The sequence below is a fragment of the Adlercreutzia sp. ZJ242 genome, assembly GCF_011038995.1.
Taxonomy (GTDB): Bacteria; Actinomycetota; Coriobacteriia; order Coriobacteriales; family Eggerthellaceae; genus CAAEEV01.
Genome location: NZ_JAAKEE010000020.1, coordinates 1 through 14597, shown reverse-complemented (window position 1 = coordinate 14597; position 14597 = coordinate 1). Strand labels below are relative to the sequence as shown.

Below are 14597 nucleotides of genomic sequence, written 5' to 3'. Positions count from 1 at the left end.
GCTTTCCGTGCTCGTGGGCTGGCCGATCGTGCATTTCGCTGGCAGAGGGCCTCGGCGCGCCTTCTTTTTGATATAGTGGAACGCTGCTGGGCTCATGCGCCCTTGCGCAGGCGCGCGCCTTCCCTTCGGTGCCTTCGCCTGCCCGTGTTCGGCGCGTGCCCGATGAGGACGCACAGGGAAGAAAACTGAGAGATAAACCATGTCTTTGATCGTTGCAAAGTTCGGCGGCACGTCGGTTGCCTCGCCCGAACGCATCAAGAACGTTGCAAAGCGCCTGGTGGGGATGAGGCAGCAGGGGCACAAGGTGGTCGCCGTGGTTTCGGCCATGGGCAAGACCACCGACGAGCTCATGGGGTTGGCCAGCGCCGTCACCTCCAACCCGCCGGCGCGCGAGCTCGACCGCCTGCTCTCCACGGGCGAGCAGGTGTCCATGACGCTTCTGGCCATGGCCATCGGCGAGCTGGGCTACAAGGCCATGAGCTTCACGGGCCGCCAGGCCGGCATCGAGACCGACGGCATCCACAACAAGGCGAAGATCGTCAAGGTGCACAACGAGCGCATCTTGGCGGCGCTCGACGACGGCGCCATCCCCGTGGTGGCGGGCTTCCAGGGCATCGACGCGAACGGCGACATCACCACGCTCGGCCGCGGCGGGTCCGACACCACGGCCGTGGCGGTGGCCTGGGGCATCAACGCGGACGTGTGCGAGATCTACTCCGACGTGGACGGCGTCTACACCACCGACCCGCGCGTGGCGCCGCGCGCGCGCAAGCTCGACCAGATTTCCTATGACGACATGCTCGAGCTCTCGAGCGCCGGCTCGGGCGTGCTGCAGAGCCGCGCCGTCGAGTTCGCCCGCAAGTGGAACGTCGTCATTCACTCGCGCTCCGCGTTTTCCGATGCGGAGGGCACGTACATCAAGGAGGACCCTGACATGGAGGAAGCCGTCATCACCGGCATCGCGCACGACACGTCCGAGGTGAAGGTGACCATCCGCCGCGTGCCCGACAACACGGGCGTCGCCGCGAAGGTGTTCTCGGCGCTGGCCGCGAACATGGTGAACACCGACATGATCATCCAGAACATCTCGCTTGACGGCTACACCGACATCTCGTTCACCTGCCCCGGCGCCGACCTGAAGCGCGCCAAGGAGACGCTCGACTGCATCATCGGCGAGATCGGCGCCACCGAGTACGTGGTGGACGAGGACATCGCGAAGGTGAGCCTCGTGGGCACGGGCATGAAGTCGTCGCCCGGCGTGGCGGCGCGCGCATTCACCACCATGGGCGAGAACCAGATCAACATCCTGGCCATCTCCACGTCCCCCATCCGACTGTCGATGGTGGTCGAGGCGTCGGAGGCCACGCGCGCCGTGCAGGTGCTGCACACCGCGTTCGAGCTGGACTCCGACAGCGTGTTCGAGGAGACGCAGCTCTCGGCGGAGGAGATCGCCGCGAAGATGAAGAAGGGGCGCTAAGCGCTCGCGCGCTGGCGCAACGGCAGAAGGCTCGGCGCTGCGAAGCTCCGAGGCACCTCGCCTTGCCGCTCCAAGCATTCGTCGCGTGCCAAGGTACGCGCGCTGGACTGCGGGCGTCGGGCGAGCTGCGGAGGGGAGCTCAGTCGCTCGGACAGTCCTGCTCGCGCGAAATGCCCGCCGGGCATTTCGGCTCGTGCGGAACTCGCTTGGTGAGCACCCCTCCGCAGCTCGCCTCGCGTCGGGGCTTCTTTTTTTGCATCGAAGGATGGATGACCGCGTTTTTCGCGGTTCTTTTTGCGTGCGAGCGCTTGCTGGGAGGCAGACGGCTGGGTTTTGCCGCCTGTCTGCCGATTTGACGCGCGGCTCGGGTTCGCGGCTGATAGATTTGAAACATGGCGTGCGGTTTGTGATCCGCCGGACTTGGATGAAGGAGACGGAAGATGGCTTGGACGAAAGAGATGCCGGCTCGGCCGGTGGTGGCGGTCGCGGGCGCGACGGGCGCGGTGGGACGCGAGTTTCTGAGGGTGCTGCACGACCTGGACTTCCCGGCCTCGGAGGTGCGCGCCTTGGCGAGCGCGCGCAGCGCGGGCAAGAAGCTCGCGTTCGACGGCTGCGGCGACGTGCCGGCGGGCGATCTGGTGGTGCAGGAGATGACCCCGGAGTCGTTTGAGGGCGTTGACATCGCGCTGTTCTCGGCGGGCTCCGACGTGTCGAAGGCGATGCGCGAGGCCGTGGTGGCCGCGGGCGCCGTGATGATCGACAACTCGAGCGCGTTCCGCATGGACGAGGACGTGCCGCTCGTGGTGCCCGAGGTGAACCCGGGCGACGTCAGCTGGCACTCGGGCGTGATCGCGAACCCCAACTGCTCCACCATCCAGATGGTGGCGGCCTTGAAGCCGCTCTACGACCTGAGCCGCATCACGCGCGTGGTGGTGTCCACCTACCAGGCCGCGTCGGGCGCGGGCGCGCCGGCCATGCGCGAGCTCTACGACCAGACGCGCGAGTTCCTCGACGGCACGCCTGAAGACGAGCTCACGGTGAAGGCGTTCCAGCACCGCATCGCGTTCAACTGCATTCCGCACATCGACAAGTTCCTCGAGGACGACTCCACCAAGGAAGAGTGGAAGATGGTGGCGGAGACGAAGAAGATCATGGGCGACGAGGACATCAAGGTGGCTGCCACCTGCGTGCGCGTGCCCGTGCTGCGCTGCCACGGCGAGTCCATCAACGTGGAGTTCGCCGACGAGGTGACGGTGGAGGCCGCGCGCGCCGCGCTCGAGGCGGCTCCCGGCATCACCGTGATGGACGACCCGGCGAGCAACGTCTATCCCATGCCGGGACTGCTCGCCGGCACCGACGGCGCGTACGTGGGCCGTCTGCGCCGCGACCCCTCGGTGGAGCACGGCCTGGCCTTCTGGAACGTGGCCGACCAGATCCGCAAGGGCGCGGCCCTCAACGCCGTGCAGATCGCCCAGCTGCTGCTGCCCCGGGCGTAAGCGCAGGCTGGCGGGCGCAGGTCGTCGGGTCCGACCGCCAGTTCCGGTCGCTCGGCCCGGCCGCCAAGACGGGCGCTGTCCCCAGGCGTCTCTTTCGCGCCCCGCGTGCCGGATGGCATGCGGGGCGCTTTGGTATCATGGTGCGCATGGATACTTCGAAGCCCAACCCAAGGAAAAAGCCCGGCAAGGTGCGCGTGGACGAGCTGCTCGTCGAGCGCGGCGTCTTCGCGAGCGCCGACGAGGCGCTGCGCGCGGTGATCGCGCGCGAGGTGCGCGTCGACGACGTGTACGTGACGAGCGCGGCCGTGCGCGTGCGACCCGACGCCGACGTGTTCGTGCGCGGACGCAGGCAGTTCGTGTCGCGCGGCGGGCGCAAGCTGCAGGGCGCGCTCGACGCGTTCTCGCAGGACGTGCGCGGGATGCGCTGCGTGGACATCGGCTCGTCGACCGGCGGGTTCACCGACTGCCTGCTGCAGGCGGGCGCGGCGAGCGTGGCGTGCGTGGACGTGAACTACGGGCAGCTCGCGTGGAAGCTGCGGCAGGACGCGCGCGTGAGCGTGTTCGAGCGCACGAACATCCGCGAGGCCGTGCCCGAGGCGCTCGGCGCCCCCTTCGACCTCATCGTGATCGACGTGAGCTTCATCGGGCTCGCCGCGCTGGCGGGCGCCTTCCCGCCGCTGTGCCGGGCGGGCTCGGTGTTCATCGGGCTGGTGAAGCCGCAGTTCGAGTCGCGCCATGAGGAGACCGACCGCGGCATCGTGCGCGACGAGGCGGTGCGCCTGCGCACGGTCCAGGAGGTGCGCGCGGCGCTCGAGGACGCGGGGTTTGACGTGACGGGCGTGGTGGAGTCGCCCATCTGCGGCGCGCAGGGCAACGTGGAGTACCTCGTGCGCGCCGTGTACCGCGGCTAGCGCGCGGCAGGGGAGAGGCGCTTGCCGGCGACGCCGGCAGGGCCGCCGCGGCCGCTCCCCTGCCGCGGCCGCTAGTTCTTCAGCGAGTTGAGGGGCGCGGGCATGCGGCCGCCGCGGTGGGCGAACACGGTGCCGGCGTTCTGGTTCACGGGCATCACCGGCGCGTAGCCCAGAAGGCCGCCGAAGTCGAGGCGGTCGCCCACCTGCTTGCCGATGGCGGGGATGATGCGCACGGCGGTGGTCTTGTTGTTGATCATGCCGATGGCGCACTCGTCGGCGATGATGCCGAAGATGGTCTCGACGGGGGTGTCGCCGGGGATGGCGATCATGTCGAGGCCCACCGAGCACACGCAGGTCATGGCCTCGAGCTTCTCCAAGCTGAGCGCGCCCGCCTCGGCGGCGCGGATCATGCCGGCGTCCTCGGACACGGGGATGAACGCGCCCGACAGGCCGCCGACGCTCGAGGACGCCATGACGCCGCCCTTCTTCACCGCGTCGTTGAGCATGGCGAGCGCCGCCGTGGTGCCCGGGCCGCCGCAGGTGCCCACGCCGATGGCCTCGAGGATCTCGGCCACCGAGTCGCCCTCGGCGGGGGTGGGGGCCAGGCTCAGGTCGAGGATGCCCTTCTGCACGCCCAGGCGGCGGCTCGCCTCGCGCGCCATGAGCTCGCCGGCGCGCGTGATCTTGAACGCGGTGGCCTTGATGGCCTCGGCCACGGTGGTGACGTCGGCCGAGCGCGGCAGGTCGGCGAGCACCGCGCGCACCACGCCCGGGCCCGACACGCCCACGTTCACCACCTCGTCCGCCTCGCCCGAGCCGTGGAAGGCGCCGGCCATGAAGGGGTTGTCCTCCACGGCGTTGCAGAACACCACGAGCTTGCCCGCGCCGATGCACTGCGCGTCGGCCGTGGCCTCGGCGGCCTTCTTGACGATGCCCGCCATCTTGAACGCGGCGTCCATGTTGATGCCGGCGCGTGTGGAGCCCACGTTCACGCTCGAGCACACGCGGTCGGTGGCGGCGAGCGCCGAGGGGATGGAGTCCATGAGCTTGTCGTCGGCGCGCGAGGCGCCCTTGTGCACGAGCGCGGAGAAGCCGCCCACGAAGTCGACGCCGACCTCCTTGCCCGCGCGGTCCATGGCCACGGCGATGGGCGTGAGGTCGGCGGCGGACACGGCGGCGCAGATCTCGGCGACGGGGGTCACCGAGATGCGCTTGTTCACGATGGGGATGCCGAACTCGCGCTCGAGCTGCTCGGCAGTGGACACGAGGCGCTCGGCGGCCGTGGTCATGCGGTCGTAGACCTTGGCGGCGAGGCGGTCGATGTCGGCGTCCACGCAGCTGCGCAGGTTGATGCCGAGCGTGATCGTGCGGATGTCGAGGTTCTGCTTGCTCACCATGGCAAGCGTCTCGGCGATTTCAGCAGGCGTGATCTGCATGGGCTCCGTCCTTCGGGTGCAAGGCGGGCTGCGTCGTGCGCCAGGCCGCCGTCTGTGGGTAAAGGTACGTCAAGTCAGGATAGCAAATTATGCGGCGATCAGGCGCGGCGGGGCTACCTATTGATCGGGAACTCATCGCCGATGGTCTGGTCTGTGAGGGCGTTCAGCTGTCCGAGGGGGTCCTCCTCCTGGCTCAGGAGGGTGTGCCGGGCGGCGAGCTCGGGGGTGTAGCTGCCCAAGGGGTAGATGCTGAAGCTGCCGTCCTCGTCAGTGTGGTTCACGAGCGGGGTCCACGCCGCGTTCTCCACGTACACGTCGCCGCTCTCCTTGTCCTTTACGAAGTCGCAGGTGAGCATGCCCTCCAGCTCGTTCTTCACGCGGGGGGTGCTGTGGTTTGACAGGAAGTTGCCCAGCGAGTACGCCACGAGCGCCTGATGCCCCGTCTCGCCCTCCACCCACTCGAGCGGGCCGATGACGTGCGGATGCGAGCCGAGCACCACGTCAACCTCGAGGTCGGCGAGCAGCTTGGCGAGGCGCTGCTGCTCGGCGTCAGCCTCGAGCACGTTCTCGGTTCCCCAGTGCATGGCCACCAGCACGACGTCAGCTGCCTCGTGCGCGGCGGCGACGTCGGCGCGGATGCGCTCCTCGTCGATGAAGTTCACCGCGTAGGCGGGCAGATCAGAAGGCTCGTAGCCGTTTACGCCATAGGTGTAGTCGAGCAGCGCGAACGTGATGCCCTCGCGCTCGACGGTCGCGAGCTGCGCGGCCTCCTCGGCGCTGGCGGCGGTGCCCGTGTACACCACGGGCTGGGCCCTCCACACGTCGAGCGCATGCTCGAGTGCGCCGTAGGTCCCCCAGTCGTAGGCGTGATTCGACGCGGAAGCCACCAGGTCGAATCCGGTTGCCACGACGGCGTCGGCCATGGCGTCGGGGGTGTTGAACGACGGCCAGCCGCGCGGGCCGATCTCGTCGCCGCCCAGATGCGTCTCTTGGCTCATGTAGGCGAGGTCGGCTGCCTCGACGAGGGGCTTGACGTTCGCGTAGATGGGCGCGAAGTCGTAAAGCCCGTCGCCCGCTTCGCCGGCGAGCGCGTCGGCGTAGGCGGCAATGCCGGCGTCGGGCAGGTTGTCGCCGACGGCTGCGAAGCTCACGCGCTGCTCGTCCGCCGCGGCTTCAGGCGTGGTGGCGGGGGCAGGGCCGAGCAGGGCGTTGGCAGCGCAGCTCCCGACGGAGAAGAGGAGCGCCGCCGCGGCGATGAGGGCGACGAGGATGACGAGCCCCCTGACGGGGAGCGCGCGCTGCGCCGCCTGCGCCCGAGGACGCGGGGAGGAGGCGCGCGCCGCGGGGCTGGGCTTGCGACGCGTGGGCTTGCTTCCCGAGGTTGCCATGGAGGTCCCTTCCGCAGGTTTCACTAGGGACATTGTAGGGCATTTCGCAGTTGACGGAGAAGACACGCGCGTCAGCGGGGTCCTTTACTCAGCTGGGCTTTGGGTTAAAATGGGCACGGCACCAGGCTCTTCAGACACTTGGCTCGAGCATCTGGCGGCTGACGGTTGGCCGGCCCCGATCGCCGGCCTACCCTGCCTGGCCGCCGGCACCGCGCCTGCGCCGGGTCGTCGGCGCGCGTCCCGCCTTCCGCACCCCGACCCCTAAGGAGACTTTCGCCATGGCCGTTGACATGGGCAGGCACTTCAGCATGCCCCAGCTTCTGAGGTATGCCGCGCCGTCCATCGCGATGATGATCTTCACGTCCGTCTACGGCATCGTGGACGGGCTGTTCGTGTCGAACTTCGCCGGCAAGACCGCGCTCGCCGCCGTGAACTGGGCGATGCCCATCCTCATGATGCTGAGCTCGGTGGGGTTCATGATCGGCGCGGGCGGCAGCGCCATCGTGGCGAAGACGCGCGGCGAGCGCGACGACGAGCGCGCGAACCGCTACTTCTCGCTGCTGGTGTACGCGACGCTCGCCATCGGCGTAGCGCTCGCCGTGGCCGGCGCCTTCGTCCTGCGTCCGCTGTACCAGCTCATGGGCGCGAGCGGCGAGATGCTCGATCTCGCCGTGGTCTACGGCCTCATCGCGCTGCTGTCGCTCCCGTTCTTCATGCTGCAGTACGTGTTCCAGAGCTTCTTCGTGGTGGCGGGCAAGCCCCAGCTGGGCTTCTGCGTGGTGGTTGCGGCCGGCGTCGCGAACATGGCGCTCGACGCGCTGTTCGTCGGCGTGCTCGGCTGGGGCGTGGCCGGCGCCTCCCTCGCCACGTCGATCGGCGAGTTCATCGGCGGCGGCGTGCCGCTTCTCTACTTCGCGCGCAAGAACGCGAGCTTCCTGCGCCTGGGGCGCACGCGCTTCGAGGGCCGCGTGCTGGCGCGCGCCTGCGTGAACGGGTCGTCCGAGATGGTGAGCAACATCGCCATGTCGCTGGTGGCCATGCTGTACAACTTCCAGCTGCTGCGCCTGATCGGCGAGGACGGCGTGGCGGCCTACGGCGTGATCATGTACGTGGCCATGGTGTTCGGCGCGATGTTCATGGGGTACGCGATGGGGACCTCGCCGCTCATGAGCTTCCAGCTCGGCGCGCGCAACCACGTTGAGATGCGCAGCCTGTTCAGGAAGAGCATGGCGTTCGTGGCGGCGGGCGGCGTGTGCATGTTCGCGCTGGCGCAGGCGAGCGCGGGCGTGCTGGCGCAGGTGTTCGTGGGGTACGACCCCGAGCTCTGCGCGCTCACGGAGCGCGCGTTTCGCATCTACGCGCTGACGTACCTGCTCATGGGCTTCTGCGTGTACGGCTCGGCGCTGTTCACCGCCCTCAACAACGGCCTGGTGTCGGCGGCCATCTCGTTTCTGCGCACGTTGGTGTTCGAGGTCGCCGCCGTGCTCCTGCTGCCGCTTGTGCTCGGCCCGCAGGGCATCTGGTTCGCCACGCCCGCAGCCGAGCTGGTGGCGCTCGTGGTCACCCTCGCGTTCATGCTCGGCCTCGGCGACGTCTACGGCTTCATGAAGCCCCGCCCGGGGAAGGCGCGCAGGAAGAGGCGCCGCCCGCGGGCGTAGGGGGCGCTCCCTCTGCCAGACCCCGCCCGCTGACGTGAGGGCGCTCCCTCTGCCAGACCCCGCCCGCTGGCGTAGGGGCGCTCCCTCCGCTAAGCGCCGCTCGCTGGCGTAGGGGCGCGCCGGCGTGCAATTCTCAGCGCCCATTTTGGCAGAAATCTTCAGATATTTGTCTTTTCGCAGCGAGATGAGCGCTCTTCTGGTCTGTCGAAGAATATGCGACCTGCGGTTTTGCTGGTGGAAGCGGGGCAGTCTACGAGAAAAGAGCCCCTCGCTGCCTTCCGAGCGACAAATATCTGTAAATTTCTGCCAAAACGCCGCTGTTTTTCTGCACGGGGGCGCCGCAAGGGCTGACGGGCAGCTTCGTTCTCGCTATAATGAACAGCGTGTTGATTATTGGCCTTGACGTCGAAGAGGGGGATTGCATGACCGAAGAGGGGACCGCATGACGTCCGACGGTTGCACCGACCGCCGCATCGCGCGCTCGCGCCGCGCGCTGCGCGCCGCGCTCATCGCGCTCACCGAGGAGCGCGGGCTCGACGGCTTCACGGTGAACGACCTGTGCGCCCGCGCCGACCTCAACCGCGGCACGTTCTACAACCACTTCCGCGACAAGGACGACCTGCTCGCTCAGCTCGAGGACGAGGTCATGGGCGACCTGCGCCAGTTCCGCGGCGAGATGTCCAAGCTCACGCTGCTCGATCTGGCGAAGCTCAAGGTGGCGCGCGAGCCGCTGCCGCTGCTCGTGGAGCTGTTCGACCACCTGCGCGAGCAGGGCGACTTCCTGTGCGCGATGCTCGGCCCGCGCGGCGACGCGCGCTTCGGCCAGCGCCTGCGCGACACGCTGTGCACCGACATCATCCTGGGGCTTCTGCACGAGCGCTACCGCAGCGACCCCGAGCCGTTCGTCGGCTACTACGTGGCGTTCTACGCGTCGGCGTACCTGGGCGTCATCACGCGGTGGCTGGAGCGCGGCATGCAGGAGAGCTCTGAGGACATGGCGCGCATCGTGATGCGCCTCCTGTTCATAAAGCCCGGCGAATCGATCAAGCTCTAAGGTGAGGACCATGTTCGACAAGACTAACGACAAATCCGAGAAAGCCAAGGGAACCATGAGAAAGACCGCGAGAGGCACCCGCGCCGCGCGCAAGTCCGCCAAGCGCGAGGAGAGGAAGTACGTCCAGATCATCACCGACGCCACCGAGGACGCGGCCACCCTGCGCGTGACGCGCGTGGAGGAGGCCGAGGCTGCGGCCGAGGCTGCCGCCGAGCGCGAGGCGGTGCTCGCGGCGGCCGACGGGCTCCTGCGCCTCGGCATCGACGTGGGGTCGACCACGGTGAAGCTCGCCGTGCTTGACGCGCTCGGCGAGGTGAAGTGGGCGGTGTACCGCCGCCACCACGCCGACGTGCGCGCCACCATCATCGAGGTGCTGCGCGAGGCCGCCGCCCAGTTCCCCACCGAGCGCATGACCATCGCCATCACGGGCTCGGGCGGCCTGCTCCTGTCCCAGTGGCTCGGCATCACGTTCGTGCAGGAGGTCATCGCGTCCAAGACGGCCGTGGAGACGTTCATCCCCGCCACCGACGTGGCCATCGAGCTCGGCGGCGAGGACGCCAAGATCATCTACTTCGACAACGGCATCGAGCAGCGCATGAACGGCACGTGCGCGGGCGGCACGGGCGCGTTCATCGACCAGATGGCCGCGCTCCTGAACACCGACGCAGGCGGCCTGAACGAGCTGGCGAAGAGCCACGCCACCATCTACCCCATCGCGAGCCGCTGCGGCGTGTTCGCCAAGACCGACGTGCAGCCGCTTCTGAACGAGGGCGCGAAGAAGGAGGACATCGCGGCCTCCATCTTCCAGTCGGTGGTCACGCAGACCATCTCGGGCCTGGCGTGCGGGCGCCCCATCCGCGGCAACGTGGCCTTCCTCGGCGGCCCCTTGCAGTACCTGCCCGAGCTGCGCCGCCGCTTCTACGAGACGCTCGACCTTGAGGGCGACGCCATCATCGTGCCCGAGAACGCGCACCTGTTCGTCGCGAGCGGCTGCGCCATCGCGGGCGCCGCGGAGGGCGCCGCGCCCGAGCACCTCTCCGACGTGCTCGTGCGCCTGGAGAACCTCGGCGACATGCAGGGGAGCGAGGTAGTGCGCCTGGCGCCGCTGTTCGCCGACGACGCGGACTATGCCGAGTTCAAGGCGCGCCACGACACCGAGCGCGTGCGCCGCGCGCCGCTCGAGGACTACCGCGGCGTGGCCTTCTTGGGCATCGACGCGGGCTCGACCACGTTCAAGGCCGCGCTCATCGGCGAGGACGGCGCGCTTCTGTGGTCGACGTACGCCTCCAACAAGGGCGACGTGCTCGGGTGCGCGAAGGCGGCGCTCGCCGAGCTCTACCGCGCGCTGCCGTGCGACGAGGCCGCGGGCGACCCGCTCGTGCGCATCGGGCACGCCACGGTGACGGGCTACGGCGAGGGGCTGCTGCTCGAGGCGCTGCGCGTGGACTCCGGCGAGATCGAGACGGTGGCGCACCTGCGCGGCGCGCAGGAGATGCTGCCCGGCGTGGAGTTCATCCTCGACATCGGCGGGCAGGACATGAAGTGCCTGCGCGTGAAGGACGGCGTGATCGACCACATCATGCTCAACGAGGCGTGCTCGTCGGGCTGCGGCAGCTTCATCGAGAGCTTCGCCACCGGCCTCAACCTCGACGTGGCCGAGTTCGCGAAGACCGCCGTCCAGGCCGAGCGCCCCGTCGACTTGGGCAGCCGCTGCACCGTGTTCATGAACTCGCGCGTGAAGCAGGCGCAGAAGGAAGGCGCCACGGTGGGCGACATCGCCGCGGGCCTGGCCATCTCGGTCATCAAGAACGCGCTGTTCAAGGTCATCAAGATCCGCGACCCGCATGACGTGGGCACGAAGGTCATCGTGCAGGGCGGCACCTTCCTGAACGACGCCGTGCTGCGGGCCTTCGAGCAGCTCTCCGAGGTGAACGCCGTGCGCCCCGACATCGCCGGCAACATGGGCGCGTTCGGCGCCGCGCTCCTGGCGCGCGACCGCTACCGCACGCAGCTGCGCGCCGCGGGCGCTTCGGGGGCGGGCGCGGTAGATGTCTTGCAGGAGCTTGGCTCGGCGGGCGAGGGGCTCGGCGGTGCTCACCAAGTGAGTTCCGCACGAGCCGAAAGCGCCGCCGGCGCTTTCGAGCGAGCAGGACTGTCCGAGCGACTGAGCTCTGCCGAGCCCCTCGCGGGTACGGACGCGGACGCGGACGCAGCTGCCCCCGCAGGCGCAGACGAGCCCCTCGCGGGCGCGGACGGGGCCGACAACGCCCCCGTCACGGCATCCCCCACCTCCTCGCTGCTCTCGCTCGAGGACATCGAGGCGCTCGCCCCGACGCACCGCACGGTGCGCTGCAAGGGCTGCTCGAACAGCTGCCTGCTCACGGTGAACGACTTCGGCCGCGACGAGGAGACGGGCAAGCACCGCCGCTTCATCACGGGCAACCGCTGCGAGAAGGGCGAGAGCCTCGGCGTGGGCGCGGCGAAGTCGGACGTGCCGAACCTCTTCGAGTACAAGAGCCGCCGCTTGTTCGACCACTACACGCCGCTTGCCGCCGACGAGGCGCGCCGCGGCACGGTGGGCATCCCGCGCGCGCTCAACATGTACGAGAACTACCCCTTCTGGTTCACGTTCTTCACGAACCTGGGCTACCGCGTGATCCTGTCGGACCCGTCCACGAAGAAGACCTACGAGGCCGGCATCGAGTCCATGCCGAGCGAGAGCGTGTGCTACCCGGCGAAGCTCTCCCACGGCCACATCATGAACCTGCTCGACAAGCACCCGGACTTCATCTGGATGCCGTGCTCGAAGTGGGAGCGCCAGGAGGATGACACGGCGGGCAACCACTTCAACTGCCCCATCGTGGCGAGCTACCCCGAGGCGCTGCGCCTGAACATCGACGAGCTGCGCGTGTCCGACACCAAGTTCGTGAGCCCGTGGCTGCCCTACGACAACAAGGAGCACCTGAAGAAGCGCCTGTTCGTGGAGCTCTCGCAGAACTTCGCCGAGGAGGCGGGCGTCGCGCGCGTGCCGCTCACGCAGGCCGAGGTGGACGCGGCGGTGGACGCCGCGTGGGCCGAGGACGAGGCGTTCAAGCGCGACATACGCACGAAGGGCACCGAGACGCTCGCGTGGATGGAGGAGACGGGCACGCACGGCATCGTGCTGGCGGGCCGCCCGTACCACCAGGATCCCGAGATCAACCACGCCATCCCCGAGCTTCTGACGAGCTTCGGCCTGGCCGTGCTCACGGAGGACTCGATCGCCCATCTGGGGCAGCTCGAGCGCCCCATCCGCGTGGTCGACCAGTGGATGTACCACACGCGCCTGTACGCGGCGGCGAAGGTGGCCACGCAGCGGCGTGACCTGGACCTCATCCAGCTGAACTCCTTCGGCTGCGGGCTTGACGCGCTCACCACCGACCAGGTGCAGGAGGTGCTCGAGGCGGCGGGCAAGGTGTACACCGTGCTCAAGATCGACGAGGTGTCGAACCTCGGCGCGGCGCGCATCCGCGTGCGCAGCCTGCTCGCGGCGCTCAAGGACCAGGCCGACCGCGAGGCCGAGGCGGCCTCGGACGCGGCGGCCGAGGGACGCGCGTGCCCGGCGGCGTCCATCAACCTCGACGACATCGACAAGCTCGTGCCCGAGAGCTTCACCGAGAAGGCCGACGGCGTGGTGCGCGCCGCCCAGGTGGAGCAGCGCGAGGGCGAGTCCACCGAGTTCGCGCGCCCGCAGTTCACCGCCGAGATGAAGGAGGCGGGCTACACCATCCTGGCCCCGCAGATGGCGCCGTACCACTTCGAGCTCCTGGTGCCCATCTTCGGGCGCTTCGGCTACAACGTGAAGCTTCTGCCGAGCGTTGACCACGGCGCGGTGGACGCGGGCCTCAAGTACGTGAACAACGACATCTGCTACCCGTCCATCCTGGTCACGGGCCAGATCATGGAAGCGGTCATGAGCGGCGAGTACGACACCGACAAGCTGGCCGTGCTCATCACGCAGACCGGCGGCGGCTGCCGCGCCACCAACTACATCGCGCTCATCCGCAAGGCGCTCAAGAGCGTGGGGCTCGGGCACATACCGGTCATCGCGCTGTCGTTCAAGGACCTCGGCGAGGTGAACCCGGGCTTCAACATCACGCCGAAGATGCTGCTGCAGGCGGTGTACGCGCTGTGCTACGGCGACCTCCTGATGCAGTGCCTCTACCGCACGCGCCCCTACGAGGTGGAGCCGGGCAGCGCCGAGCGCCTGTTCGACCACTGGATGGCTGCCTGCAAGGCGCAGCTTGCCGAGGGCGTCACGCGCGGCGGGTTCAAGCGCACGGTGGGCGCCATCGTGGAGGACTTCGACACGCTGCCGCTTGCCGGCGAGGGCACCAAGCCGCGCGTGGGCGTGGTGGGCGAGATCCTCGTGAAGTTCCATCCCACGGCGAACAACCAGATCGTCGACGTGATCGAGCGCGAGGGCTGCGAGGCCGTGGTGCCGGGGCTCATCGAGTTCTTCCTGTTCGGCATCGCGGGCGCCATCTTCCAGAAGGACCCGCTCGGCCGCTCGTCGAAGGGCGCGGTGGGAAGCCGCGTGGCGCTCGAGGCCATCGCGAAGTTCCGCAAGCCCGTGACCGACGCCCTCAAGCGCTCGCAGCGCTTCGAGCCGGCGGCCGACATCTACGAGCTGGCCGAGTACGCGAGCCAGATCCTGTCGCTGTGCAACTCGATGGGCGAGGGGTGGCTGCTCACCGCCGAGATGGTGGAGCTCGTGCGCAACGGGTGCCCCAACGTGGTGTGCACGCAGCCGTTCGCCTGCCTGCCGAACCACGTGGTGGGCAAGGCGGTCATCAAGGAGCTGCGCCGCCAGTACCCCGAGAGCAACATCGTGGCCGTGGACTACGACCCGGGCGCCTCGGAGGTGAACCAGCTCAACCGCATCAAGCTCATGATCGCGGTGGCGAAGGCGAACCTGGCGGCGAAGGAGAAGGAGGCCCGCACCTCGCGCGACGCCCACCGCGACGCCCCCGCCCAGCCCACGCGCGAGCGCGAGAGCGACAGCGTGAGCTACGTGGAGATCAAGGCGTAGGGCCGTGGCGGCTGACGTGGGCGAGAGGGGCGCGGGCCGGGCCGCGGCTGGCGCGGGCGCGCCGCAGGCGACTGGCGGGTCGTGCGCGGGCGAGGAGCGGGCCGCG

General features: G+C 68.9%; 8 protein-coding genes. 6 read left to right on the top strand and 2 right to left on the bottom strand.

What is annotated here, in order from left to right; genetic code table 11:
- Positions 1-199 precede the first annotated feature (199 nt).
- From G7Y49_RS06500 to G7Y49_RS06490, 3 genes are all read left to right on the top strand, one after another.
- The gene (locus G7Y49_RS06500; RefSeq protein WP_165172206.1) at positions 200-1477 is read left to right on the top strand and encodes an aspartate kinase; all 1278 of its coding nucleotides are present in this window, start codon (positions 200-202) and stop codon (positions 1475-1477) included.
- Positions 1478-1917: 440 nt separating this feature from the next.
- Positions 1918-2973, top strand: coding sequence for an aspartate-semialdehyde dehydrogenase (locus G7Y49_RS06495; protein ID WP_165172204.1), 1056 nt, complete (start codon positions 1918-1920; stop codon positions 2971-2973).
- Positions 2974-3119: 146 nt separating this feature from the next.
- Positions 3120-3884 (top strand): TlyA family RNA methyltransferase, encoded by a 765-nt coding sequence (locus G7Y49_RS06490; protein ID WP_165172193.1) that lies wholly within the window; start codon positions 3120-3122, stop codon positions 3882-3884.
- Between the two features lie 71 nt (positions 3885-3955).
- On the opposite strand, the gene G7Y49_RS06485 is transcribed toward G7Y49_RS06490, so the two are convergent.
- Positions 3956-5320: a PFL family protein gene (locus G7Y49_RS06485; protein WP_165172191.1), complete on the bottom strand. Its 1365-nt coding sequence runs from the start codon at positions 5318-5320 to the stop codon at positions 3956-3958.
- A 113-nt stretch (positions 5321-5433) separates the two neighbouring features.
- Positions 5434-6708: a CapA family protein gene (locus tag G7Y49_RS06480; protein ID WP_165172190.1), complete on the bottom strand. Its 1275-nt coding sequence runs from the start codon at positions 6706-6708 to the stop codon at positions 5434-5436.
- A 278-nt stretch (positions 6709-6986) separates the two neighbouring features.
- On the opposite strand from G7Y49_RS06480, the gene G7Y49_RS06475 reads away from it, so the two are divergent.
- The 3 genes from G7Y49_RS06475 to G7Y49_RS06465 all read left to right on the top strand — a co-directional run bounded on the left by G7Y49_RS06475 (position 6987) and on the right by G7Y49_RS06465 (position 14491).
- Positions 6987-8366 (top strand): MATE family efflux transporter, encoded by a 1380-nt coding sequence (locus tag G7Y49_RS06475; protein WP_165172189.1) that lies wholly within the window; start codon positions 6987-6989, stop codon positions 8364-8366.
- Between the two features lie 442 nt (positions 8367-8808).
- Entirely contained in the window at positions 8809-9420 is a 612-nt protein-coding gene (locus G7Y49_RS06470) for a TetR/AcrR family transcriptional regulator (protein WP_165172188.1), read from the top strand.
- A 10-nt stretch (positions 9421-9430) separates the two neighbouring features.
- The gene (locus G7Y49_RS06465) at positions 9431-14491 is read left to right on the top strand and encodes a 2-hydroxyacyl-CoA dehydratase (protein WP_241157307.1); all 5061 of its coding nucleotides are present in this window, start codon (positions 9431-9433) and stop codon (positions 14489-14491) included.
- Positions 14492-14597: the final 106 nt, after the last annotated feature.

What these genes read in the sequence shown, in the direction of transcription:
- G7Y49_RS06500 (WP_165172206.1), top strand. Translation starts at nt 200, where the DNA reads ATGTCTTTGATCGTTGCAAAGTTCGGCGGCACGTCGGTTGCCTCGCCC.
- G7Y49_RS06495 (WP_165172204.1), top strand. Translation starts at nt 1,918, where the DNA reads ATGGCTTGGACGAAAGAGATGCCGGCTCGGCCGGTGGTGGCGGTCGCG.
- G7Y49_RS06490 (WP_165172193.1), top strand. Translation starts at nt 3,120, where the DNA reads ATGGATACTTCGAAGCCCAACCCAAGGAAAAAGCCCGGCAAGGTGCGC.
- G7Y49_RS06485 (WP_165172191.1), bottom strand. Translation starts at nt 5,320, where the DNA reads ATGCAGATCACGCCTGCTGAAATCGCCGAGACGCTTGCCATGGTGAGC.
- G7Y49_RS06480 (WP_165172190.1), bottom strand. Translation starts at nt 6,708, where the DNA reads ATGGCAACCTCGGGAAGCAAGCCCACGCGTCGCAAGCCCAGCCCCGCG.
- G7Y49_RS06475 (WP_165172189.1), top strand. Translation starts at nt 6,987, where the DNA reads ATGGCCGTTGACATGGGCAGGCACTTCAGCATGCCCCAGCTTCTGAGG.
- G7Y49_RS06470 (WP_165172188.1), top strand. Translation starts at nt 8,809, where the DNA reads ATGACGTCCGACGGTTGCACCGACCGCCGCATCGCGCGCTCGCGCCGC.
- G7Y49_RS06465 (WP_241157307.1), top strand. Translation starts at nt 9,431, where the DNA reads ATGTTCGACAAGACTAACGACAAATCCGAGAAAGCCAAGGGAACCATG.